The organism is Thalassotalea atypica, from assembly GCF_030295975.1.
GTDB classification, from domain to species: domain Bacteria; phylum Pseudomonadota; class Gammaproteobacteria; order Enterobacterales; family Alteromonadaceae; genus Thalassotalea_F; species Thalassotalea_F atypica.
The window spans coordinates 2047829-2071244 of the sequence record NZ_AP027364.1 but is presented as its reverse complement, the minus strand read 5'-3'; the positions used below and the strand labels follow the sequence as shown (position 1 = coordinate 2071244).

Sequence of the window (23416 nt, the reverse complement as noted above, 5' to 3'; positions counted from 1 at the left end):
TATTTCACCGCTTAAAAACGAGCGATAAGGTAGCTTGAAATTAGCCAAATAGATATTGCTTCGCACAATGGTTGAGCAATCTGTATTATCTTTAAACAATAAGGCGTTAATTGTTATTTTTTTCATGAAACGTCTTGCAAATTCAAATAGAGATCACTATGATACGCCTCGCTTTCAAGGAAGCAGTTTTTACAAACATTTTCTTGAAATCTAAGTAGTCTATAATCTTTTTATATACTGCGTCGGACGCGGGATGGAGCAGCTTGGTAGCTCGTCGGGCTCATAACCCGAAGGTCGTTGGTTCAAATCCAGCTCCCGCAACCAATTCTTTTAGAGTGAATTAAAACTTCTAAGGCTTATTTAAGTGAAAACTTAAATCATTCGGACGCGGGATGGAGCAGCCTAAAAGTTCAACCTCGTCGGGCTGTTATATAAAAGAATAGCCGAAGGTCGTCATGTTTATTTTAAAATCTGGCTGCCGCAACCAATTCTTAAGTTTGAATTAAAACTAACTTGGCTTCCTACAAATGTAGGTCATTCGGACGCGGGATGGAGCAGCCTGGTAGCTCGTCGGGCTCATAACCCGAAGGTCGTCAGTTCAAATCTGGCTCCCGCAACCAATTCTTAAGTTTGAATTAAAACAACTTGGCTTTCCTACTTTTTGTAGGTCATTCGGACGCGGGATGGAGCAGCCTGGTAGCTCGTCGGGCTCATAACCCGAAGGTCGTCAGTTCAAATCTGGCTCCCGCAACCAATTCTTTTAGAATGAATTAAAACTTCTAAGGCTTGTTTAAGTGTTCACTTAAACCATTCGGACGCGGGATGGAGCAGCCTGGTAGCTCGTCGGGCTCATAACCCGAAGGTCGTCAGTTCAAATCTGGCTCCCGCAACCAACTTTTATCTAATTCTGAAACTTAATAAGTATTCATTTCATTATGTACGACCTTAGGTCGTCAGTTCACTCTTTTCTAAAACAGTGGCTCCCGCAACCAATTCTTTTCTATTTCTTTAATTAAGCAAGCAAATATATTTCCATAGATTGTCAGAATTAATGAGTAAATAAATCAAAAACATTACCGAGCGTGCTTGTCTTGCCTCGGTAAAACTCTGTGTAAGAGCAATTCGAGCAAATTACCGCTGTAAATTTACGATTTTGCATATCAAATATTTTTGACCAACCACTGCCCGTAGTAGCAATAGTATCAGTATCAAATTCTCGGCAATCGCATTTAGGACATTTCCATTTATTTGACATATTAACTCCTTGTTTATTTTATCATTAATTTATATCTGGTAGCCTAACTACAACACTTCTACACAATCACATCAATATTGGTTTCCACAACGTTTCCATGCTCAACGAAAACCATAGAAACACTTTTGGCTTGTTCTGCTGACATCCTTCGATACAGGCCGTCATTGTCATTGTTTTTATCGCCCGAAATATAAAATTGTGTCGTTAACAATTCGTGGTCGCTATCAAGTACTTTGACGTGAATATGCGGTGTACGGCCAGGGTAAACGGTAGGCTTTATAGTGGTAAATCTATAATTGCCGTTTCCATCGGTAATATCATGGCCAAATCCTTGAAAGCCATTGTCATAGCCATCGTGTCTACTATCACCAGAATGTAGGTACCTGCCATTAACGTCACACTGCCAGATTTCGATGCGGTGCTTTGCCAAAGGGTTTCCTTTTCTATCTAAGATCTTGCCTTTAAGGTGGATGATTTCACCACCCGCTTGTTCTACTTTGCCTTTGATCTTCACGAGGTTGTTGTCTATGTCGTCAAACCGCATTGATGAGTTTGGGTAAAAAGGTCCCTCCGTTGCGCTAGGTGTTAACACTTGAGCAACCGCACTGCGTGAAAGTACGGTTAAACCCGTAATCGCCGCAAAACCTTTTAGTAATCTTCTGCGAGTAAATAATGTCATTTAGACTATCTCCTTAATATCTAAACCAATTTAATTAATAAGCAACTCATACAAATAAACACATCAAAATAAATAGCCACGGCAGTTTATCTAACTTTTAATGATCTCTGTTATTGACTATGTAGATTCAATTTCATCAGTAGAATCTCGTAACATTGCGAGACCTAACACTAAAAACCAAAGAATTTGCCCTAAACCGAAAATAGCCGTGGTTAGTTCGAAAAATGGATTTTGCGATAAAAATGAAAGGCCAGAAAAAAGCGTTAAAATGCCCGCAACACCAACCAGTACGCCCCAATAATGCAGTAAAGCGCTATATATTTTATTTTTTAAACCGACATAACTAATAGCAAGCACCCATACAGCGCCTACTAATTCAATGCCGCCTCCCAGCGCATCCACAACGATGGAAATACTACGATTAATTGCCAACGCTTGTTCGGGATCTAATGCATGGTATTTGGCAATTGCGCCAAGACTGGTCAGAAATATAAAACTACTTGCTAGTACTATACATACCCACAGATAACCCACTGTAGTGGTAAATTTCATAAACTCTGGAGAAGCATCCTTAAAACGTTGATAAATCGATTGAACTAGAATGATGAGCGCAAAGCTAAATAAAATGCCACTGACAAGGTAACCGATAAAATAGGTGTCTCTATTCTCAATAAAAAACTCTAAATACTGCTCTGGCGTATTGTGCCCACTGGCATCTAGTACGCCGAAAAATAAGATGAACCCAAATATATAAGTACAAGCCTCAGTAATTGCGGCAACCCCGCCCCATTTTTGCAATGTCATTAGCATTATCCGTATTGATGTTATTTTTATAGAATTATTGTTTGAGTATCTCTGATGACAAATAACAACGCCATACGTGGCTAAATATTACTTGTAAAAATGTGTTGCAAAAGAAAGCTGCCAAATAGCTCGTCGGTTCTTAGTAACTTAGCCGAGTCGCTTGATAAGTCTACTTACAAGCAAACTTTTAGCTTTCGTCCAGTGAATGTAAAACCGTTTTTCTCATAAAACTTAAACGTACGATCCCACTTCTCACGCGCAGGTGCAGACACATCAATTCGTTTCCAGCCTCTCTCAGATCCTAGTATACGATCTCGTGAATTACCTTTTCACCTTCGCCTTTAGATCTAGACTTTTATTAACCCAAAGCCCATTAATAACCTCGTATGTTCCATGCGCAAATATTGATAACGACTCCCACAGCCTGAAAAAGGCAATTTTTATCTACTACTTTTAGACAATAGGCATCATGGTTATTCTCAGACTGTTCTAACTGAGAAAAAAGCTGCTCAATTTCAAAATAAGCTTCCTTGATTTATTCATTGTTCATCAAGCTAGCCTATTCATCTTTTCTTTACCAATCAGATGGTTAATTAATTTTTGATTAATTCAGGGGCACAAAAGTAAGTATGTTGCTTACATTCATGGTAGAAAGGAAGATTCTTTCTTATTTGGTGCCAGAATAACCTTCGACACCTAATACGTGAGTAAATTTTCGTTAGTAAAAACGAATAGACATTGTTAGAAAAATGCCGAAACGACAATCAATGATGGGAATAAAATCAGATAAGCGCGCATTAAAAAGCGCAAATTTTTGTGCCCTCCTTTAAGTTCCATAAAATGATCAATCACCACTAATCCTTTGTACATTACCGTCAAAGCAATTAACACGCTCACCAAAACTGTTGAACTAAAGTTTTCACCAACAAAGGTATTTAACAACGTTATACCAATAAGGCCGAGCCAAAATATTTCTAATTTTCCAAATTTCATGATCTGTCCTACCTTAGTACATATAACAGCGGAAAAATAAGGATCCACATTAAATCAATCATGTGCCAATAAACGGCAAGTGCTTCAAGCCCTGAATGTTCTTTGCTTGAATACGCGCCTGAACGCAAGCGAAAAATCACGTATACAACCGCACAGGCTGCCCAACCTACATGTAAAAAGTGGTTAAAGGTCATGTAGTAATAAACAGTAAAAAACGTGCTGGTATTGGTGTGAATATTTTCTAAATCATTCCAATAAAACTCATAGGTTTTTAAAATTAAATAGGTAGCACCACATGCCACGGCTAGCCATAAGTAGCGTTCACAACGCTTAAAATTGTCAACTCTAATGTTGGCCATTGCTTTGGCCATAAAATAGCTACTTGATAACAAGACTAAGGTATTGGTAACACCAATGCTGGTATGGAGATATTTAGGGCCTTCTGAGAAAGCCTCCGGGTAATGATATTTTGCAATAAAATAAGCAACAAAAAATATGCCGAACTCTGTTAGCTCAGACAAAATACCAACCCAAATAGGAATGTTCCCAGGGATTCTACCAGCTTTATCTTCGCTCCAAGAACGAGGAAATATGCCTAATGATTTTTGTTGAGTTGTAATACTCATAAGCTTACCGTCTAGTCTAACGATCCAATTTACATCGTCTTTGTCTATTTGGCGCATATTATACACCTAAAGATGCATTTTGAATACCTCTTTAAATACTTTGATCTAATTTAGCTAAGAACTGCTTTAATCATCTGCTCTCGAAGCCAAATGTTTGCAGGGTCTTTATCGACATTTAAGTGCCAATATAAGTGCACATCAATACTAGGAAGTTCGACAGGAATATCAATAATTGTAAGGTCTAGCAGTTCACTGTAAATTTTGGCGGCATTTTCTGGCAGCGTTAACATCATATTACTGGTGGCAATAATGCGACAAGCCGAAAATAAGTGCTGGCACCTTAGCCCTATCTTACGCTGTAAGCCTAAGCGGCCTAGTTCGAAATCTTCAATACTAGGGCCAGAGGTTCTTGACGAAACCAATACATGAGATTGAGACAAATAATTATCAAGATCGAACGCTTGTGTAAGTGCTGGATGGTCTTTCCGTGCAACCGCCACTAACCTATCGCTTTTGATTTGTTTATGCATTACGTTGTCGTTGACTGGCAGTAAAATATCAAGTGCAAAATCTATTTCACCGCTTGAAAGTTTATTCTCTAACTCACTACGTCTTACTCTATTGCTGATCAAGTTAATTTGGGGAGCGTTTTGACTAAGGCGTTCCATAAACTTTGGTAATAACGATGCATCTAAAGCACTGAGTAAAGAAACCGTACAAACCTTTCTTGAGCTTTCTGGCTCGAAATGGCGCGACTGAACTAGACTTAGCTGCAATTGGCGTAACGACTCCCGAACATCGACAATAACGTTTTTAGCCAAAGCAGTGGGCCGCATTAAATTAGCCTGCCTTACAAAAAGCTTATCATCAAAATGTACTCTCAGTTTTGCCAACGCATGGCTTACCGCCGGTTGCGACAGATTCAAGGCCGAAGCGGCTTTACTGATATTACCTTCACAATAAATCGCTTCAAACACCGTAAATAAATTTAGATCTACTTTCATGATACCTCTGTTTATCTTTTAATTGAGCGACTACTAAACACCTATGTATTCGTAAAACTTATAGTTTGTTATTCACATTATTCATTTGTTTAATTTTAATAGCAAGCTTAGGATAAATTAACGATTGGCATTTAGTTTCAACAACAAGGTATAGGGAATACGTGGCTGCTCTTTATTTAGTACGACATGGTCAAGCCTCTTTTGGTCAGGCTGATTACGATCAATTATCAGATAAAGGCATGAAGCAAGCCGAAATACTCGGGAGTTTTTGGCAACAACAAACGCCACCAACAACCTGTTACACGGGCAGCTTATTGCGCCACCGACAAACTCATCAACATTTTTGTCAAGGTTTTGAAAAGTCACAAGTCTCTTCAAAAGAGCTTGAAGAATTTAACGAATTTGATCACCTAGAAATCATTACTCGTTACAATCCAGAATGGGCTAACTTTGAAGTAATGAATACATTTTTCTCCAACCTAGCAGCACCAAAACAAGCATTTAACATCGAGTTTAATAGTGCAATTGAACGCTGGATGTCACCAGAATATCAACATGATTATCAAGAAAACTGGCAACAATTTAAACAGCGTTGCGTGTCTGGTTTATATCAAGTCATCGAACAAAGTCTAGCGACGAAAAGCAAAGTTAAAGAAGAACCCAAAGATATTATGGTGTTTACCTCAGGCGGCCCAATTTCGGTCATCGTGCAACATATCCTGCAGCTTGACGACAGCTACAGCCTTAAACTCAACCAAATGATACGAAACACCAGTGTCACCAAGATTTTGTTTTCAAAGAACAAGTTAAGTATTGATTACTTCAATAATTACAGTCACTTAGAACAAAAAGGTAATAATTGGGCAACGTTTCGTTAGCACAACGAATTACATTTAAATAGAGAGAGAACTTTTATGAGCAACCAGCAACTATTCGATTTAACCGGGAAAGTCGCGCTTGTTACAGGCGCAAGTCGAGGTATTGGCGAGCACATTGCTAAAACACTTGCACAAAGTGGTGCACACGTCATTGTATCGAGTCGTAAGCTAGAAGGCTGCCAACTGGTTGTTGACCAAATTATAGAAGCAGGCGGTAATGCACAGGCGATTCCTTGTCATATTGGTGAAATGGATCAAATTGACTCAATTTTTGCTCAAATAGAAAAAGAACACGGTCGTTTAGATATCCTCGTTAATAACGCAGCGGCCAATCCTTATTTTGGTCACATTTTAGAAACTGATTTGAGCGCTTTTCAAAAAACCGTTGATGTGAATATTCGTGGTTATTTTTTCATGTCGACGCAAGGAGCAAAACTGATGAAAGAAAGTGGCGGAGGTGCCATTGTTAACGTTGCTTCAATTAACGGCGTGACACCAGGCGACTTCCAAGGGATTTATTCAATCACCAAAGCCGCCGTTATCTCCATGACTAAAGCGTTCGCTAAAGAATGCGCACAGTTTAATATCCGCGTTAATGCCCTACTACCTGGCGCTACAGATACAAAATTTGCATCTACACTGGTTAACAATCCACAAATTTTAAAACAAGCAATGGCCCATGTGCCTATGAAGCGTGTCGCTGAGCCAGGTGAAATGGCCGGAACTGTGTTGTACTTAGTTTCGAATGCATCAACTTATACAACAGGCACAAGCATCAATGTCGATGGCGGATATTTGATCGGCTAAACATAAGCCAGTAAACAAGAATGGCTAATCGACAATAGTTGAAACTACAGGAATACAATGATGAACTTTGAATATAGCGACAAAGTAAAAGACTTATTAACACGTGTTTGTGCATTTATGGACGAATATGTCTATCCCAATGAACAAGCAATGCATGAACAAGTAGCCAACGACCCGTGGAATACACCTCCGTTAATGCAAGAGCTTAAAGCCATTGCAAAAGAACAAGGTTTATGGAATTTATTTTTGCCCGTTAGTTACGGAAAATATAGCGCGGGGCTAACCAACTTAGAGTACGCACCACTTGCTGAGCAAATGGGTAAAGTGATTTGGGCCTCTGAAGTGTTCAACTGCGCTGCACCAGATACAGGCAATATGGAAGTTTTAGCAAAATATGGTAATGAAGAGCAGAAAAAGCAATGGCTTGAGCCATTACTCGCCGGCGAAATACGCTCTGCGTTTGCAATGACTGAGCCAGAAGTCGCATCGAGTGATGCAACCAATATTGAAACCTTAATTGAGCGTGATGGCGATGAATACGTCATCAACGGACGTAAGTTTTACATCAGCGGTGCTTGTCGTAAGCAATGCGAAATCATGATCGTTATGGGTAAAACGGATCCTACCAATGCCAACCGTTATATTCAGCAATCCCAAGTATTAGTCCCTATGAACACGCCGGGCGTAAAAGTGGTTCGTCCGATGAAAGTGTTTGGCTATGACGATGCACCAGAAGGTCATGCAGAAATTATCTTTGATAATGTCCGTGTGCCTGTAGGTAACATTATCGTTGGTGAAGGAAAAGGGTTTGAAATCGCCCAGGGCCGGTTAGGGCCAGGACGTATTCATCACTGTATGCGTTGTATTGGTGCAGCTCAACGTGCTTTAGAAGCCATGGGCAAACGCGTTTCTGAGCGTGTTGTCTTTGGTCAGCCAATGATCAAACAACAATCCGTACGTGAAGATATGGCCATGTCTGCCTGTCAAATTGAACAAGCTCGATTATTAACCTTACAAGCCGCTGAAAAAATGGATACTGTAGGTAACAAAGCAGCTCAAGATCTAATCGCGATGATAAAAATAATTGCACCGAATATGGCACTAGACGTGTTAGACCGTGCTATTCAGTGTCATGGCGCAGTAGGCGTTAGTCAAGATACCTTTTTGGCTCATATGTTTGCCGCCCTGCGCACATTACGATTAGCAGACGGGCCTGATCAAGTACATATGATGCAGCTAGGTCGAAACCTGGCAAAAAAATACGCTCAATAAAAACGCATTAACGAGGAAAAGCATGTCACAACAGAGTGTCGATAGTACAACAAAACAAATTGATATCGAAAAGCTAACGCAATACCTTACGGCGAATATTGATGGCTTTGAAGGCCCAATCACGTTGGAGAAGTTTGCGGGCGGGCAATCAAACCCTACATTTAGGCTAATCGCGAACTCTGGCGTGTACGTTCTACGTAAACAACCGCCAGGGAAGTTACTTAAATCAGCGCACGCTGTCGATCGTGAGTATCAGGTTATCAACGCCCTGTCTAATACTGACGTGCCGGTAGCTAAAGTATTTCACCTTTGTGAAGACATTGATGTTATAGGTTCAATGTTTTACGTCATGGAATTTTGTGATGGCAATATATTCTGGGATGCAGCTTTAGAAAAAATCACGACAAATGAGCAGCGCAGCGATATGTACGATGCGATGAACAAGACACTAGTCGCCATTCACAGTGTTGATTTATCTAAAGCGAACCTAACAGAATACGGCAAGTCGGGTAATTACTTTGAACGACAGCTTGCGAGATGGACTACGCAGTATCGTGCATCTGAAACCCATAAAATTGAAGCCGTCGACCAATTAAGCGAATGGCTAAACGTAAATACGCCAGAAGATGACGGTAAACTCTGTTTAGTCCATGGCGATTATCGCCTTGATAACATCATGTTTGCCAAAGGCAGTGCAGAAATAATCGCAGTGCTTGATTGGGAGCTATCAACATTAGGACATCCCTACTCTGATTTGGCCTATCAGTGTATGCAACTGCGTATGCCTCAAGGTTTAGGTGCTGCTGATGGGTTACTTGGTATCGACCGCGCGGCGTTAGGGATTCCTTCAGAACAAGAGTATGTTGATAAATACTGTCAACGAATGGGTATTGATCGCATAGACAACTGGCACTTTTATCTAGCGTTCAGTTTTTTCCGCCTTGCAGCCATAGTTCAAGGCGTAGCTAAACGCGCGAGCCAAGGCAATGCTTCAAATGACAATGCCAGTAAAATTGGCGCATTTGTAGAGCCATTGGCACAAATGGCCTTGGGTGTCATTAAAGAACACAAAGCACAAAATAACAAATAAATAATTTATAGACGAAAGGAATAATTCATGGACAGCTTGTTAGATTTTCAATCCAAAGTAGTTTTGATTACTGGCGCAGCTCAAGGCTTTGGCAAATTGTTAGCACAAGAATTTGCACAGCGTGGTGCACGCCTTGTGATTAGTGATGTTAAAGAAGATGCAGTGATGAAAGTGGGCGAAGATATTAACGCCAATGGTGCTGAAGTCGTTGCAATGGGCTGTGACGTTTCAAAATCAGAGGACTGTAAGGCCATGGTCGATAAGGCCGTCGAAGTGTTTGGTCGAGTGGATATTGCCGTGAATAATGCAGGTATAGCACCCGCTATGTCGCCACTTCATTTAACCGATGAAGCAACCATGGATAGGCAATTTGGCGTTAATGTTAAAGGTGTTCAATTTGGCATGCGCTTTCAAATCGAACAAATGCTAAAACAAGACAGCGGCGCCATATTAAATGTCAGTTCAATGGCAGGTTTAGGTGGCGCGCCGATGGTTGCATCCTATTCTGCCGCAAAACATGCTGTTGTTGGGCTAACAAAAACTGGTGCTGTTGAATATGCCGCAAGCAATATCAGAATAAACGCTATTTGCCCATTTTTTACCTTAACCAATATGGTTACCGATATGGCAGACGATGACTTGCAAAGTACCTTTGCACGTCGCGCGCCGATGAAGAGATTAGCAGAGCCAAAAGAAGTTGTTGCAACGATACTACTTATGCTTTCACCTGCAAATACTTATATGACAGGCCAATGTATCGCAGTATGTGGTGGCGTTTCGGCAATGTAATTGCCCCCCTTTACGCCAATCACTTAACGCTAAAATAAAATCGGAACAAGAAAATACTATGACTGCCCCCATGCTTAACGAACGCGACTTGGATTTTATGCTGTATGAATTTTTTGATACGGAGTCGCTAAATAAGCGTGAACGTTATCAAGATCATGATCGTCATACCTTCAATGAGGTGATAAACACAGCCAAAGTGATCGCCGAAAAGCACTTTCTACCTATCAGACAAAAACTTGATATTCACCAACCAACATTTGATGGCAAAGAGATTAGCTTGATCCCAGAATTAAAACCGGCAATCGACGCAGTCATTGAATCAGGCTTAGCTTCTGCTACCGCTGACTATGAATTTAGTGGCATGCAATTACCCCCTATCGTTGCAAGTGTTGCAGGAGCGTATCTTTCCATCGCGGGTGGCAACAGCATGGGCTATACCGCACTAACCAATGCAAACGCCAATTTGTTGCAAGCACATGGTAGCAATGAACTAATCGAGAAATGGGTTCGTCCGATGCGAGACGGACGTTTTGCAGGCACTATGGCTATGACCGAGCCAGGCGCAGGCTCAGGCTTGGCTGATTTATCAACCAGTGCAGTTAAAACTGATGACGGTAATTATCGTATTTCAGGATCAAAAATATTCATTTCCGGTGGCGATCATACTTTAAATGAGAACATCGTACATTTAGTGCTTGCTCGCGTGAAAGGTGCACCAAAAGGAATTAAAGGGATCTCTTTATTTGTTGTACCTAAATATCTAGTTAATGATGACGGTAGCTTAGGCAAAGACAACGAAGTCGCCCTGTCTGGTTTATTCCACAAAATGGGTGGTCGTGCGCAAACATCGACTGCACTTAGTTTTGGCGAGCAAGAAGGCTCTGTCGGCTATTTAGTCGGTGAAGAAAACCACGGCCTTAAATACATGTTCCATATGATGAACGAAGCACGCGTCATGGTGGGTACCAGTGGCGCAGTTTTTGGTCTTGCAGGTTACAACTACTCACTAGATTATGCCAGAAACCGTCCACAAGGACGCCTGCCATCATGTAAAGATCCTCTATCTCCGATGGTTAACATCATCGAACATGCGGACGTAAAGCGTATGTTACTTGCACAAAAGTCTTACACAGAAGGTGCTTTGGCCTTGGTTTTATATGGTAGTCAGCTATCAGATGACGAACACACCGCGCCTACAAAAGAAGAACGAGAGCAGGCACATTTGTTATTGGACTTTTTAACACCAATCATTAAAACATGGCCATCAGAGTACGGGCCTAAAGCCAATGACTTGGCGATACAAGTACTTGGCGGTCACGGTTATATTAACGAACATCCAGTCGAAATGTTTTATCGCGATAACCGATTAAACCCGATACACGAAGGGACGACTTGTATTCAGTCATTAGATCTGCTTGCTCGCAAAGTACCGATGAATAATCTAAAGGGTTACATTGCTACTTTGACTGAAGTAAACAAAACCATTGCCCTCGCCAGCAAATATGATGAACTAACTCCGTATGCTGAGCAGCTTAAGAGCGCAGTTTCAACATTAAAACACACCACCAATACGCTATTAACCGCAATGGGCGAAAAAAACATCGACCTTGTTTTAGCCAACTCTGTGAAGTATTTAGAGTTTTTTGGTCATGTCACTATCGCATGGATTTGGTTAAAACAAGCCATGATAGCCAAAACGGCCCTTTCGAAAGCACAACACGAAAATGAGCAACATTTTTACCAAGGTAAATTGCAAGCTATGAAGTATTTCTTCAAGTTTGAACTGCCTAAGGTAGAGCATTGGTCAAAAATACTTAGTGAGTTAGACAGCACAACTCACGACATGCAGGACGCATGGTTTTAACCATCTAACAATAATAGCAAGCGATACAACGAAACTAATTCTAGGAGTCAACATGCCGACCATGATCAACAAAAGCGATATAAACGACTACATCGGTTTCCAAGCGGAGCCAACACAATGGCACCAAGTAACGCAAGAGCAAATAGATCAATTTGCCGATTGCACGCGAGATCACCAATTTATTCACATTGATCCTGAGAAAGCTAAACAAACACCGTTTGGCTCTACCATTGCACATGGTTTTCTTACGTTATCAATGCTTTCACATTTTGCTGAGCAAAACACTGTCATTATTGATGGCTTTTACATGGGTATTAACTCCGGTTTTGACAAAATCCGTTTTTTGCAACCCGTCACTGTTAATAGTCGCATTCGCTCACATGCTAAAACGTTAGAAATTGAAGAAAAGAAACCTGGCCAATATCGATTAAAAACAGAAGTAAGCATTGAAATAGAAGGTGTAGATACCCCGGCCCTCATTGCAGAGTGGATTTCAATTCAAATGGTGAAATAGCCAATTCCCTGCATCTACATAAAAACACAAAAGATAGGAACCGATCAAAATGACAATTAGTTTCAAAGGAAAAGTCGCTATAGTTACAGGCGCAGGGAATGGTTTGGGCCGTTCACACGCATTAGAGTTAGCCGCTCGAGGAGCAAAAGTTGTAGTTAATGATCTAGGCGGTGCAAGAGACGGTACGGGACAATCTTCGGCCGCCTCTGAAGAAGTCGTAGCATTAATAAAGCAGGCCGGTGGCGACGCCATTAGCCATGGTGCTAACGTAGCTAATTTTGATGAAGTACAAGACATGGTTCAGCAAGCCATGGAGAAATGGGGACGGGTAGACATTCTGATCAACAATGCCGGTATTTTACGCGATAAATCATTTACCAAAATGTCCCTTGAAGAGTTTCAATTGGTGGTTGATGTTCACCTAATGGGCAGCGTTAATTGTACTAAGGCAGTATGGGACATCATGCGCGAGCAAAATTATGGCCGCATTGTCATGACTACCTCTTCAAGCGGTATGTACGGAAACTTCGGACAATCAAATTACGGCGCGGCAAAAATGGCCGTGCTCGGACTAATGAACACCTTAGTACTAGAAGGTGCTAAAAATAATATTCGTATCAATGCCCTTGCCCCAACAGCAGGCACTCGCATGACAGAAGATTTGATGCCAGAAGATTTAGTTAAATTACTTTCCCCTGAGTCAGTGACGGCAGGCGCGCTAACCCTATGTGATGACGACGCGCCAAATCGAATGATTTTAGCCGCTGGTGCTGGCGGCTATGCCAGTGCTTCGATGTTTGAGACCGACGGCACTTTTATTCCTGCCCGCCAACAAACCCCAGAAAGTGTTCGAGCTGCTTTGTCAGAAATTTCAAATATTGAACATCAAAAAGCACCACAATCAGGCGTTGAGCAAGGCGAAAAATTTGTAGGCAAAGCCATGGCTTACCTAGCAAGCAAAAACTAGAAAAGGACTATAGTCGTGAGAGAAGCAGTAATAGTTTCAGCAGCAAGAACACCCATTGGCAAAGCATATAAAGGTGCATTTAACAACTTGACCTCACCTTCATTAGCCGCACATGCGATAAAAGCGGCTGTTCAGCGCTCAGGCATTTCAGGTGATGAAGTTGACGATTGCATAATAGGCGCTGCAATTCAACAAGGGACTCAAGGAATGAACTTTGGTCGCCAAGCTGCAATGGCTGCTGGATTACCCACATCAGTGGCTGGTATGACAATCGATAGACAATGCTCTTCAGGGTTAATGGCGATTGCCGCAGGTGCACAGCAAATTATTGTTGATGGTTCGTCAGTTATCGTCGCTGGTGGCTGTGAATCTATATCATTAGCGCAAACAGACAAAATGAATATGTTCAAGGCCGTTGATGCACAAGTTAAAGCCTTAACACCTGCTGTTTATATGCCAATGTTAGACACCGCTGAAATCGTTGCTGAGCGCTATAACGTGTCACGCGAAACACAGGATGAATATGCGCTAAGGTCACAACTACGTACTGCGGCTGCGCAGTCTGCTGGTAAGTTTAATGACGAAATTGTGCCGGTAACCTGTACGAAAGTAGCATTTGATAAGGCCACGGGGGAAACATCTAAAGTAGAAGTCACATTATCGCAAGACGAAGGTAATCGCTCAAATACCACGTTAGCAGGTTTATCCTCATTAAACGCAGTAAACAACAATGGCACAATTACGGGTGGTAACGCATCGCAACTATCTGATGGTGCTGCTGCGGTAGTATTAATGGAAAAAGACCTTGCTGAGCAGCGAGGTTTGGCTCCACTTGGCAAATATGTTGGTTTGGCCGTTGCAGGTTGTGACCCCGACGAAATGGGCATAGGTCCAATTTATGCTATCCCGAAACTTCTAAAACGCCATACCTTAACCATCGATGACATTGGTCTTTGGGAGATCAATGAAGCGTTTGCGGTTCAAGTGGACTACTGCGCAAAAACACTCGGCATTAATGAAAATAAGCTAAACGTAAATGGCGGTGCTATCTCCATTGGCCACCCCTACGGCATGAGCGGTGCTCGTATGGTAATGCATGCGCTTATCGAAGGAAAAAGACGTGGCGTTAAATATGTGGTTATCAGTATGTGTATAGGCGGTGGTCAAGGAGCGGCGGGATTGTTTGAAGTGCTTTAGCATGTAATACTGGTCTTATCTGTGGTTAAAATGAGCAATAAGTTGTATAAAATCACTGATAAAACATAAAAACTTATAAAAATAGAATAAATAATTATTACACGAATGCGATTAGAAGGAAGGAAGAATGGAAAAGTTTTGGCTTGAAAAAAGTTATCCACCCGGTGTTCCCTTTGAAATAAATCCCGATAAATATCAGTCTATCCCAGAGATGTTCACAAAGTACACATCGATGCACCGTGAGAACACTGCTTATATCAATATGGGCGCGGAAATCACCTATAGTGAGCTTGCCGAGCAAGCAACAAATTTTGCCGCTTACCTGCAACAAACGTTAGGCTTCGAAAAAGGTGATAAGTTTGCCATTATGCTGCCTAATACCTTGCAATACCCTGTTGCGTTATTTGGCGCATTATTGGCAGGCTTAACCGTGGTAAACGTTAATCCGCTCTATACCTCCAGAGAACTTCAACATCAACTTAAAGATTCTGACGCTAAAGGTATTTTAATTATTGAAAATTTTGCGTCAACGTTAGAACAAGTCATTGATAGCACAAACGTAAAACACGTCATATTGACAGGTCTAGGGGATCGCTTGGGTGGCTTAAAAGGCATCATGGTGAACAGCGCGGTTAAATACATCAAAAAAATGGTGCCAAGCTTTAGCCTGCCTAACGCATTAAAATTTAACGCTGTATTAAAAAAAGGCAAAAACCTTTCTTTAACACCTGTTACTGTCAATAGTGAAGACTTAGCCTTTTTACAATATACGGGCGGTACTACGGGCGCATCGAAAGGCGTAATGCTCACCCATCGCAACATGATTGCTAACATTGAACAATCTAACGCGATGACAGGACCTGTTTTTGATAACGACAATGAGTTTATGGTTACAGCATTGCCGCTTTATCATATCTTTGCACTCAACGCGAACTGCCTATCCTTCCTTTGTTACGGAGGCAAAAATTTACTGATCACCAACCCTAGAGACATGCCGGGCTTTGTCAAAGAGTTGGCTAAATACCCATTTACCGCCATTACCGGTGTGAATACGTTATTTAATGGCTTACTGCATACTGAAGGTTTCGATAAGCTCGATTTTAGCCAATTAAAAGTTGCGTTAGGCGGCGGTATGTCGGTACAACGCCCCGTTGCAGAAATGTGGCAAAAAGTGACAGGAACTAGACTACTCGAAGGGTATGGCTTAACAGAATGTGCGCCAATGGTCAGCATGAGTCCCTATAACCAAGAAGAATATAACGGCACGATTGGTATCCCTGCTGCATCTACAGACATTCGTTTAGTCACCGATGAAGGCAAAGACGCTGAATTTGGTGAGCCTGGTGAAATGTGGGTTAAAGGCCCACAAGTAATGCAAGGCTACTACAATAGACCTGATGCAACTGCCGAAGTGTTAGAAGATGGCTGGTTAAAAACTGGCGATATTGCAACGGTAGACACTGACGGACATTTTACTATCGTTGATCGTAAAAAAGACATGATCATTGTCTCAGGCTTTAATGTATACCCCAATGAAATTGAAGAAGTCATCGTAATGCACGAAGGAATACTAGAGGCAGCCGCTATAGGCATTCCTTGTGAGGCGACTGGCGAGCTCGTGAAAGTCTATATCGTTAAAACTGACCCCGAAATTGATGAAAATGCGGTTATCGAGCATTGCCACAAATACTTGACCAACTATAAGGTGCCTAAGCAAGTCGAGTTTATCGATGAAATGCCGAAAACCAATGTAGGCAAGATTTTACGTAAAGAACTACGACCTCAACCTGCGTAATGCAGGTTGATTTTTCCACTCAAAAAACGAAGTATAAAGAACACATGATAGAAATTTATGCGGGTGAAAACGCGCACAAAACAATCTTAGAAAATGGATTCTCTGCCAGTATGTTTAATTCATTTTTGGGCGCTAGCGGCGGGCCAAAATGGTTTACACTTTTTGGGCTAGACCAGTACGTTTTTGGAGAGTTTTTCAAAGGACGTCAACAACCACTGAATATAATAGGATCTAGTGCGGGTGCTTTTAGGGCTGCCTGTTTTGCACAAAACGATCCGGTTGCCGCTATAAAGCGTCTAGCTTATCGCTACGCGGACACGGTCTATTCAGATGATGCTAAACCTGCTGAAATCACTCAAAAAGGCCGAGAGCTGCTCGACTATGTTTATGGTGATAATGGTACAACTGAAATCATTAACAACCCCATCTTTAGGGCTCACTTTATCGTTGCAAAGTCTAATGGGCTGGTTGCATCTGAGCGAAAAGCACTGCAATTATTGGGGCTTACAGGGAGTTACCTTAGAAATAAGATTAGTCGTCCATTGCTTAAAGCTCAATATGAGCGCTTTATTTTTCAACCCAAAAGCTCGACTTTAGACATTCAAGATCCAGATAACATTCCAACTACAATTATTCATTTAACCGAAGCCAACATCAAAGATGCGCTGATGGCGTCAGGCTCTATCCCTATGGTGATGGAAGGCATTCCAGATATAAGCGGCTGCCCTTCGGGTATGTACAGAGATGGTGGAATTATTGATTATCATTTTGATTTCGATATCAACAATGACGGATTAACGTTATATCCCCACTTTAGTTCAACAATTAAAGCCGGTTGGTTTGACAAAAGTTCATCACGAAAGGTACGAGCACAGCATTACAAAAATACCGTACTTATTTGCCCTACTCAGCAATTTATTAATTCACTACCGCACAATAAAATACCCGATAGAACAGACTTTACCAAAATGTCGTCACAAGCACGTATTAACTATTGGTATCAAGTGCTAGAGGCGAGTGAACGACTTGGCGAGGCATTTCGTACTTTTGTAGATAATCAATCAATTGAAATGATAAAGCCCATTTCATTGTTAACAGATTAACACGGCACAAACCTAGATTAGTTATTTAAAACGTTCAAATAAAAGCAAAGTTAACAGGAACAATACATGAGTACATTTACAGCTATTAATTTAGTCGCCCGTCCTGATGGCGGCCCCGTTGGACCACATTGGTTTGAAGTAGTACAAAAAGAACGACCAACTGTAGGTGCTGGTCAGTTTTTGGTAAAGCAAACACATATGTCGCTCGATCCAGCGATGTTCGGTTGGATGAGCCCTGATACTGAAAGTTATATTCCACCTGTAGCATTAGGTGAGGTGATGCGTAGCTCAGGTATCGGTGAAATCATAGAGAGTAATCATGAAGGCTTTAACGTTGGCGATCGCGTTATGGGTTTATTGGGCTGGCAAGAGTTGATCCTATCCGATGGACAAGGTTTAAATAAAGTTGAAGCCCCATTACCCGATGAAGCTATTTTATCAGTGTTTGCCCTGCCCGGCCTGACCGCAACTCAGGGCTTGTATAGCATTGGGAAACCAAAAGCTGGCGAGACAATAGTCGTTTCGGGCGCTGCGGGCTCTGTTGGCTCAATTGTGGGCCAATTAGCAAAAGCTGACGGTTTAACGGTTGTTGGTGTTGTTGGCACCGATGAGAAAGCTAATTGGATTGTAAATGAACTTGGTTTCGATGGTGCCATTAATTACAAAACCGATAACCTCGAACAAAAGCTCGCTGAGCTAACACCAAACGGTATCGATATCTATTTTGAAAATACGGGCGGCCCTATTCAACAACACGTTTTTGAGCGCATGAATACTCATGGACGAATCGCCGTATGTGGCATGATTGCAGATTATCCTAAACCCGTACCAACGCCCGGCCCTAACTGGATCCCAATGATTAAAAAACGTTTAACCGTTCAAGGTTTTGCGATGCCAGATCATTTTGGTGAAGTGCCAGCGTTATTGGCCAAATTGACACCTTATGTGATGCAAGGAAAAATAAAACATCGCACGCATGTGCTTAATGGACTTGAATCTGCAATGACAGGCTTAAACTTATTTTTTACTGGTGAAAATAAAGGCAAGTTGATTGTTAAGTTATAAAAATAGACACCATGGCGAGAGTTATCACTTTCGTCATGGTACTGTTACAAAAATTGCGAACAAAATAGAGCTATTTATTTAAACGATTCGATCTCCGCTAGCGCTTGAGTAAAGTCGGCCAATTCAACTTCTAAACAAGTTTCATCACCCGCCCAATTAACACCAATAATGATGTCATCTTCATTTAAGTCTTCGACCCAAAACTCAAACCAGTCGGACAATGAAATTTTATTTGGAACATAATCAGCCCACTCTTCAACACAGTGCACCATTGCTAAGTCGCTACTTGACCATAATGGCATAGCTTCAGCGTTTTCAAAGTTGATTGAGTCCAATACCACCCAGTCCTCACCATCTTTTTCTTGCAGCGCCCAGATTTCCTGTGATTCCTTCACAGCGTCTAAAAACTGCGTTAGTACATTTTTACTTTCTTGTGTCATGCGATTTCTCATTAATATTTAATGGTGAGATTATACCGCATAGTTTAGGTTAAGGTTTAAATGCTACTCAAATAAGTGGCCTTATTTATAACATCACTACTAATTGAGGGCCTTAAACCGATTAACTCGCGGCGATAAGTGCCATCAACAGATGTACAGAGACGAAGCCCCCGATAAAGAAAATTAAGCTAACGCGGTTAAAAAGTTTTGCTATGCTTTGCTGGTTCTCGTTGCTCGCTATACCTGAAGATAAGGCAGAGCCTAGCAATGTTAAAAATATCGTCCCCATCGTCAAGCCATTAGCCATATCAATAAGGGTAACAATACCAACACCAGGTAAGTGATTCATGTTCATGTAGCTGCTACCGACAGAGGCAAAAAATGCACCTACACCTAAACTAAACCGCTCTTTTGCGGAAGAACCTAGAATGAAAGCCAATAAGGCAATCGCAACAGAGGCAAATAACCCTTGGAACATTTTAAAATAAAGCCCCCAATCAGGGCGTTCGATATTTATTCCGTAGGTGATTTGTGAATAAACGGCTTGATAATTATCAGGTAGGGCTGGGTTACCACGATTTGTCTTGTACGCATGAGGTTTGGAGATAATATCAACGTTGGTTAGTTTGTAACCCGGTACTTTTATTCGTGAACTATAAGTCGTTGCACGTTGATCAGGAACATAACGAAGCATATGCCATGGATGCTTTTTATCTTCAATATGGATAGACAACATATGATGATCGAGTGGGTAACTAACCACATTAAAAAATTTAGTAATTCGCGCTTTTACTCGGTACAACGCATAATATTGGCCATCATGACTCATGTTTTTAAGGCGTACTTTTGACTTAATTTCGCCGTCAACTATTTGGAATGTTTCTCCAGGATTTAACGCTTCATTATCCCAGTTAAACCAGATGTAAAAATCAACACTCCACCCGGTTAGTTTAGCTGAGAGATCGATAATACGATCCGCATAAATACCTACAATAACTTCATCATAATCGTCGTTAGCCTGTTGTAACAACGCCTGTGCATTTACTTGGGTTTTCCCATTTTCAGTCATTTTTGGGTCAATTCGCTGTTTCTGCCTTTGCTCAGATTCTACTTTGTCATCATAAATTCGGGTGGTCGCAATGTAACCCGAAGTTAAATAAAATATTGTTAAAAAGATTATCCATACAATGGTTATAAGTCTTCCGTTACTCGCTAACATGTTTTCTCAACCTCTATTGTAAGTTATTAAAGTGATCGGCAATGACATCAATTAGCCCCTATGTCGCGACAGTACGACGTTTGCGCAACGACTCGTTGTATTTGCTTGGTAAATATTCACGTTCATTCGTTTAAGTCACTATTCAAATTTACCTTTGCTGCAATGTTTTCTTCAGCATTCTTGGCCATAAATAACTGAATCCAAACAACAGAAATTAATAAGAAAAGTATTAATGATGATAAAACCATGATTAGTGTTAGCATCCAATCGGTTCTATACCTAACATCTTGAGCATTTCTACTGACTCTATTTTGCATGGTCTCAATAAAGGTACTTATAGGGTTCATGATCTGTAACTTCGTTTGATAATATTGTTCATCAAACATAATCTCGCGGGCTTTTTTTACCTTTTCACCATCAGATAATGCATAGTCATCAACGGTTAGACGAAACTCACGAACTGCATTTGGCATCATTTGTTCTGGAACACCAATCACCAAAAGTATCAATTTCATACTTCGTATTTCTGTTAACACTAAATTGTCAGAGTTTCTTTTGGCTTGTTCCAATAAAGCTAATTCCTTACTAGGTGCACCTAAATATTCCAGTCGGTCCAGTACTTTTTCTCTCGTTCGAGTCTTATCTATTTCAACCCAATAATTTTGAAGATGTTTACTTGCCCCATTCATTACAAATGCCCGCACTTCGGTGGTTAGGTAGTCTGACGCGTTAGAAAGATCATTGCTTAAATTAGTGTATTCCACCTGATGTGCTAGCGCCTGCCTTTCTGAAGTTATATCGTTAGAAAAAAGCCAAAGTGAAATACATAATGTAATAGATAAAATAAATAAACTGATCCATAGCCAAGTAATATCGGGTAAGTTCAGCTGTAGTTCTTTATGTTGAGACATATTCAATCCGATCACTTGATTAAATAGTTGAGTATGAACATGGCACATATCAATCCTGTAGCCATGGTGAAAAAGATGTATACGTTAACAAGTACATGATCACTTCTAAAATGCGTAAATTCGTATTTAATTCCAAGAATACCGGCAAAGAAAATAACGATGGTGTATATAAGGCACAAAGGGAAGCTCATCACGTAGCGTATTAATATGTTTTTGTGCGCAGGCATTCTTTTAATAAGGGGTAGTAAAAAGGTCACAGCAAAGGCATTTTCCATCAACCAAATGACAAAAAAATTATTAATTGCGGTATACAATAGTATGAAAATAGCAATCCAAACAAAAATACGTCCTCTATCAAAACCGTAATCCCACCAATAATGCTCAATCTTGTCTCTTAACCACTGATTATTTATTTTAAAATCATAGCGTTGCTGCTCTATTGAAAGTTTTCGATAATCTTCATACATTCCCCTTTGCTCAAAGTCATTCAATAAAGCGGCATATACGTCAGAACGATTCTTTGCGGTTGTGTTACTTGGGAAATATAATTTGAAATCTTGGTAGTTAATTTTAATTTTGTTGATGTTTGCACCCAGCAAATTGATTGCTGTCTGTTCTCCGTATGCAGGAGGTTTGGCTACTGTTAAATCTAAAATATGCTCAAGTTCATGAAGGCCAGTAAGGTTTAATTTTTCAGGTAGTCGAGCACCGTAAAAGTTAATTCTCCCCATAAATTTAACGCCTTCTAAATTCAAATAGCGTATAAATATTGCACGAGAAAAACTCACATCGCCTCTGAAAGTACTATGACTTAGATCGACTTGCTGATTAAACCGACTATTATAAAAAGTGGCCTCCTTATTAAATTGGCTGTTGTAGTATGTAATCGATTGATAAGCCGTTATATTCGAAAAATCGAATGCACCGTCAAATACCGAGCCACTAAAGTCTGTTTCTCCAGAAAATTGGCTACCATAAAATGAAACGGAATGACCTTCAAAACCGGATTGATAGAAGCCAACTTCACCGTAAAAACGGCTATGAGAAAAGTTAGCTTCTCCTTTGAACTTGGCCCATTCGAACTTAACGTCATGTCGAAATTTAGTACTTTTAAATAAAGCATCCTTATGGAATTGTACTAACGAGAAATTGATTGATTGGCTGAAATCTGCAAGTACAGCCGAGAAAGATCCATCAAAATGATATTTTTGATAGTTGCTTATTTCGTCCCTTAGAACACTATAATCGTCCGCTATTACAGCACCAATACTTTGATAATTTAACGCTAATTTGTCAGCATTAAGTTGACTTAGATTCGCAAGCCGCTCAATAGCATGACTGTCTTCTGCAATTGCATAATCCACGGCTATTCCGTTAAACACCGTCAATAATATGAACAAAACAAACGAGGAGCGCTTTGACAAACTAAAGTCCATTTGATTTCTCTTTTTATTACTCAATTAAGTGTTTTTTGTTTGTCGCTCGCTGTAATGCTTTATTCCCAAGCTCTGTCGCCTCATTTTCAAGCGAAGGATTGTCATTTACCGCTACCCCATCGACATTTGTCGTCGCTTGTACCCTACCTTGAGCTTGTTGTACAACATGTCCTAATTCATGGGGCAAGTGTTTTTCTTGACCACTCCCTAGGTGAATTTCACTACCTTGTGCATATGCATGAGCCTGAACGGCTGCCGGTTTAGCTGAGTTGTAGTGAACTTTAACGTGATCCAATGACATGCCCGATAGGTTTTCCATCCCTAATTTCAGGTTGTCGGGTAAACCCGTTTTGTTGGATGTTTTTTGCATAGGTGGTGTTGTTTTTGAACAATCTGACTGTAAATAACTAAGCTGTTGCTGTACTGATTTCAATTTCCTCTGGTGCAATTTACTTTCATCAAATTCTTCATCTTCTAAGGCATGTTTTTGTACTAAAGTTGTAGCATTGGCTGCAGACTTTAATTGCCTCTGAATAGCGGTAGTAGCCCTTTTATCCGTAAAAAAGTGACTGCCGCTTTTGTTATTTTGACTATAGCTATTTGAATTGGCCTTTACTTTACTGGCAACTTGTCGAGATTGTTCACTGTATGTTTTCATCATTTATCCATTCGATTAACACAGCATGTTGATTAACACCTGACAACTGT

The 23416-nt window shown here is 40.7% G+C and carries 23 protein-coding genes and 4 tRNA genes; 16 read left to right on the top strand and 11 right to left on the bottom strand.

Going from position 1 to position 23416, the window contains the following annotated elements:
* The first annotated feature begins 247 nt into the window (after nucleotides 1–247).
* From QUE03_RS09610 to QUE03_RS09595, 4 genes are all read left to right on the top strand, one after another.
* Nucleotides 248–324 (top strand) — tRNA-Met (locus tag QUE03_RS09610).
* A 219-nt stretch (nucleotides 325–543) separates the two neighbouring features.
* Nucleotides 544–620, top strand: a tRNA-Met gene (locus tag QUE03_RS09605).
* A 57-nt stretch (nucleotides 621–677) separates the two neighbouring features.
* Nucleotides 678–754 (top strand) — tRNA-Met (locus QUE03_RS09600).
* Nucleotides 755–816: 62 nt separating this feature from the next.
* Nucleotides 817–893 (top strand) — tRNA-Met (locus QUE03_RS09595).
* Between the two features lie 155 nt (nucleotides 894–1048).
* On the opposite strand, the gene QUE03_RS09590 is transcribed toward QUE03_RS09595, so the two are convergent.
* The 6 genes from QUE03_RS09590 to QUE03_RS09565 all read right to left on the bottom strand — a co-directional run bounded on the left by QUE03_RS09590 (nucleotide 1049) and on the right by QUE03_RS09565 (nucleotide 5361).
* Nucleotides 1049–1255, bottom strand: coding sequence for a zinc ribbon domain-containing protein (locus QUE03_RS09590; RefSeq protein WP_286267491.1), 207 nt, complete (start codon nucleotides 1253–1255; stop codon nucleotides 1049–1051).
* 58 nt (nucleotides 1256–1313) lie between these two features.
* Nucleotides 1314–1934 (bottom strand): dioxygenase family protein, encoded by a 621-nt coding sequence (locus QUE03_RS09585; RefSeq protein ID WP_286267489.1) that lies wholly within the window; start codon nucleotides 1932–1934, stop codon nucleotides 1314–1316.
* Nucleotides 1935–2051: 117 nt separating this feature from the next.
* Nucleotides 2052–2738 (bottom strand): DUF4386 family protein, encoded by a 687-nt coding sequence (locus tag QUE03_RS09580; RefSeq protein ID WP_286267487.1) that lies wholly within the window; start codon nucleotides 2736–2738, stop codon nucleotides 2052–2054.
* Between the two features lie 741 nt (nucleotides 2739–3479).
* Nucleotides 3480–3731 carry a cytochrome C oxidase subunit IV family protein gene (locus tag QUE03_RS09575; protein WP_286267486.1) on the bottom strand — a complete coding sequence of 84 codons (252 nt, stop codon included), beginning with the start codon at nucleotides 3729–3731 and terminating at the stop codon, nucleotides 3480–3482.
* Nucleotides 3732–3739: 8 nt separating this feature from the next.
* Complete coding sequence (locus QUE03_RS09570) at nucleotides 3740–4414, bottom strand: cytochrome c oxidase subunit 3 family protein (protein WP_286267484.1); 675 nt, start codon at nucleotides 4412–4414, stop codon at nucleotides 3740–3742.
* 53 nt (nucleotides 4415–4467) lie between these two features.
* Nucleotides 4468–5361, bottom strand: a complete 894-nt coding sequence (locus QUE03_RS09565; protein ID WP_286267482.1) for a LysR family transcriptional regulator — start codon at nucleotides 5359–5361, stop codon at nucleotides 4468–4470.
* A 161-nt stretch (nucleotides 5362–5522) separates the two neighbouring features.
* Here QUE03_RS09565 and QUE03_RS09560 point away from each other — a divergent pair, with 161 nt between their 5' ends.
* The 12 genes from QUE03_RS09560 to QUE03_RS09505 all read left to right on the top strand — a co-directional run bounded on the left by QUE03_RS09560 (nucleotide 5523) and on the right by QUE03_RS09505 (nucleotide 18702).
* Nucleotides 5523–6239: a histidine phosphatase family protein gene (locus QUE03_RS09560; RefSeq protein ID WP_286267480.1), complete on the top strand. Its 717-nt coding sequence runs from the start codon at nucleotides 5523–5525 to the stop codon at nucleotides 6237–6239.
* Nucleotides 6240–6275: 36 nt separating this feature from the next.
* A complete protein-coding gene (locus tag QUE03_RS09555) occupies nucleotides 6276–7046 on the top strand; it encodes an SDR family oxidoreductase (RefSeq protein ID WP_286267478.1) in 771 nt (256 codons plus the stop codon).
* Between the two features lie 60 nt (nucleotides 7047–7106).
* Entirely contained in the window at nucleotides 7107–8318 is a 1212-nt protein-coding gene (locus QUE03_RS09550) for an acyl-CoA dehydrogenase family protein (RefSeq protein WP_286267808.1), read from the top strand.
* A 22-nt stretch (nucleotides 8319–8340) separates the two neighbouring features.
* Complete coding sequence (locus QUE03_RS09545; protein ID WP_286267476.1) at nucleotides 8341–9408, top strand: phosphotransferase family protein; 1068 nt, start codon at nucleotides 8341–8343, stop codon at nucleotides 9406–9408.
* A 27-nt stretch (nucleotides 9409–9435) separates the two neighbouring features.
* Entirely contained in the window at nucleotides 9436–10197 is a 762-nt protein-coding gene (locus QUE03_RS09540) for an SDR family NAD(P)-dependent oxidoreductase (protein ID WP_286267474.1), read from the top strand.
* 58 nt (nucleotides 10198–10255) lie between these two features.
* On the top strand, nucleotides 10256–12061 hold the full coding sequence (locus QUE03_RS09535) for an acyl-CoA dehydrogenase (protein ID WP_286267471.1): 1806 nt from the start codon (nucleotides 10256–10258) through the stop codon (nucleotides 12059–12061).
* A 52-nt stretch (nucleotides 12062–12113) separates the two neighbouring features.
* On the top strand, nucleotides 12114–12575 hold the full coding sequence (locus QUE03_RS09530) for a MaoC family dehydratase (RefSeq protein ID WP_286267469.1): 462 nt from the start codon (nucleotides 12114–12116) through the stop codon (nucleotides 12573–12575).
* 49 nt (nucleotides 12576–12624) lie between these two features.
* Entirely contained in the window at nucleotides 12625–13542 is a 918-nt protein-coding gene (locus QUE03_RS09525; RefSeq protein WP_286267467.1) for an SDR family NAD(P)-dependent oxidoreductase, read from the top strand.
* Nucleotides 13543–13557: 15 nt separating this feature from the next.
* Nucleotides 13558–14739 (top strand): acetyl-CoA C-acyltransferase, encoded by a 1182-nt coding sequence (locus tag QUE03_RS09520; RefSeq protein ID WP_286267465.1) that lies wholly within the window; start codon nucleotides 13558–13560, stop codon nucleotides 14737–14739.
* Between the two features lie 127 nt (nucleotides 14740–14866).
* Entirely contained in the window at nucleotides 14867–16534 is a 1668-nt protein-coding gene (locus tag QUE03_RS09515; RefSeq protein ID WP_286267463.1) for an AMP-binding protein, read from the top strand.
* Between the two features lie 44 nt (nucleotides 16535–16578).
* Complete coding sequence (locus QUE03_RS09510; RefSeq protein WP_286267461.1) at nucleotides 16579–17637, top strand: patatin-like phospholipase family protein; 1059 nt, start codon at nucleotides 16579–16581, stop codon at nucleotides 17635–17637.
* 66 nt (nucleotides 17638–17703) lie between these two features.
* Nucleotides 17704–18702 (top strand): NADP-dependent oxidoreductase, encoded by a 999-nt coding sequence (locus QUE03_RS09505; RefSeq protein ID WP_286267459.1) that lies wholly within the window; start codon nucleotides 17704–17706, stop codon nucleotides 18700–18702.
* Between the two features lie 74 nt (nucleotides 18703–18776).
* Here the strand turns inward: QUE03_RS09505 and QUE03_RS09500 are convergent, their stop codons facing one another.
* The 5 genes from QUE03_RS09500 to QUE03_RS09480 form a co-directional block, all read right to left on the bottom strand.
* Entirely contained in the window at nucleotides 18777–19142 is a 366-nt protein-coding gene (locus QUE03_RS09500; protein ID WP_286267457.1) for a DUF2750 domain-containing protein, read from the bottom strand.
* Between the two features lie 121 nt (nucleotides 19143–19263).
* Nucleotides 19264–20361 (bottom strand): ligand-gated ion channel, encoded by a 1098-nt coding sequence (locus tag QUE03_RS09495; RefSeq protein WP_286267454.1) that lies wholly within the window; start codon nucleotides 20359–20361, stop codon nucleotides 19264–19266.
* A 122-nt stretch (nucleotides 20362–20483) separates the two neighbouring features.
* On the bottom strand, nucleotides 20484–21272 hold the full coding sequence (locus QUE03_RS09490; protein ID WP_286267452.1) for a hypothetical protein: 789 nt from the start codon (nucleotides 21270–21272) through the stop codon (nucleotides 20484–20486).
* An 11-nt stretch (nucleotides 21273–21283) separates the two neighbouring features.
* Nucleotides 21284–22636 (bottom strand): pentapeptide repeat-containing protein, encoded by a 1353-nt coding sequence (locus tag QUE03_RS09485; RefSeq protein ID WP_286267451.1) that lies wholly within the window; start codon nucleotides 22634–22636, stop codon nucleotides 21284–21286.
* Between the two features lie 88 nt (nucleotides 22637–22724).
* Nucleotides 22725–23369 (bottom strand): eCIS core domain-containing protein, encoded by a 645-nt coding sequence (locus QUE03_RS09480; RefSeq protein WP_286267449.1) that lies wholly within the window; start codon nucleotides 23367–23369, stop codon nucleotides 22725–22727.
* Nucleotides 23370–23416: the final 47 nt, after the last annotated feature.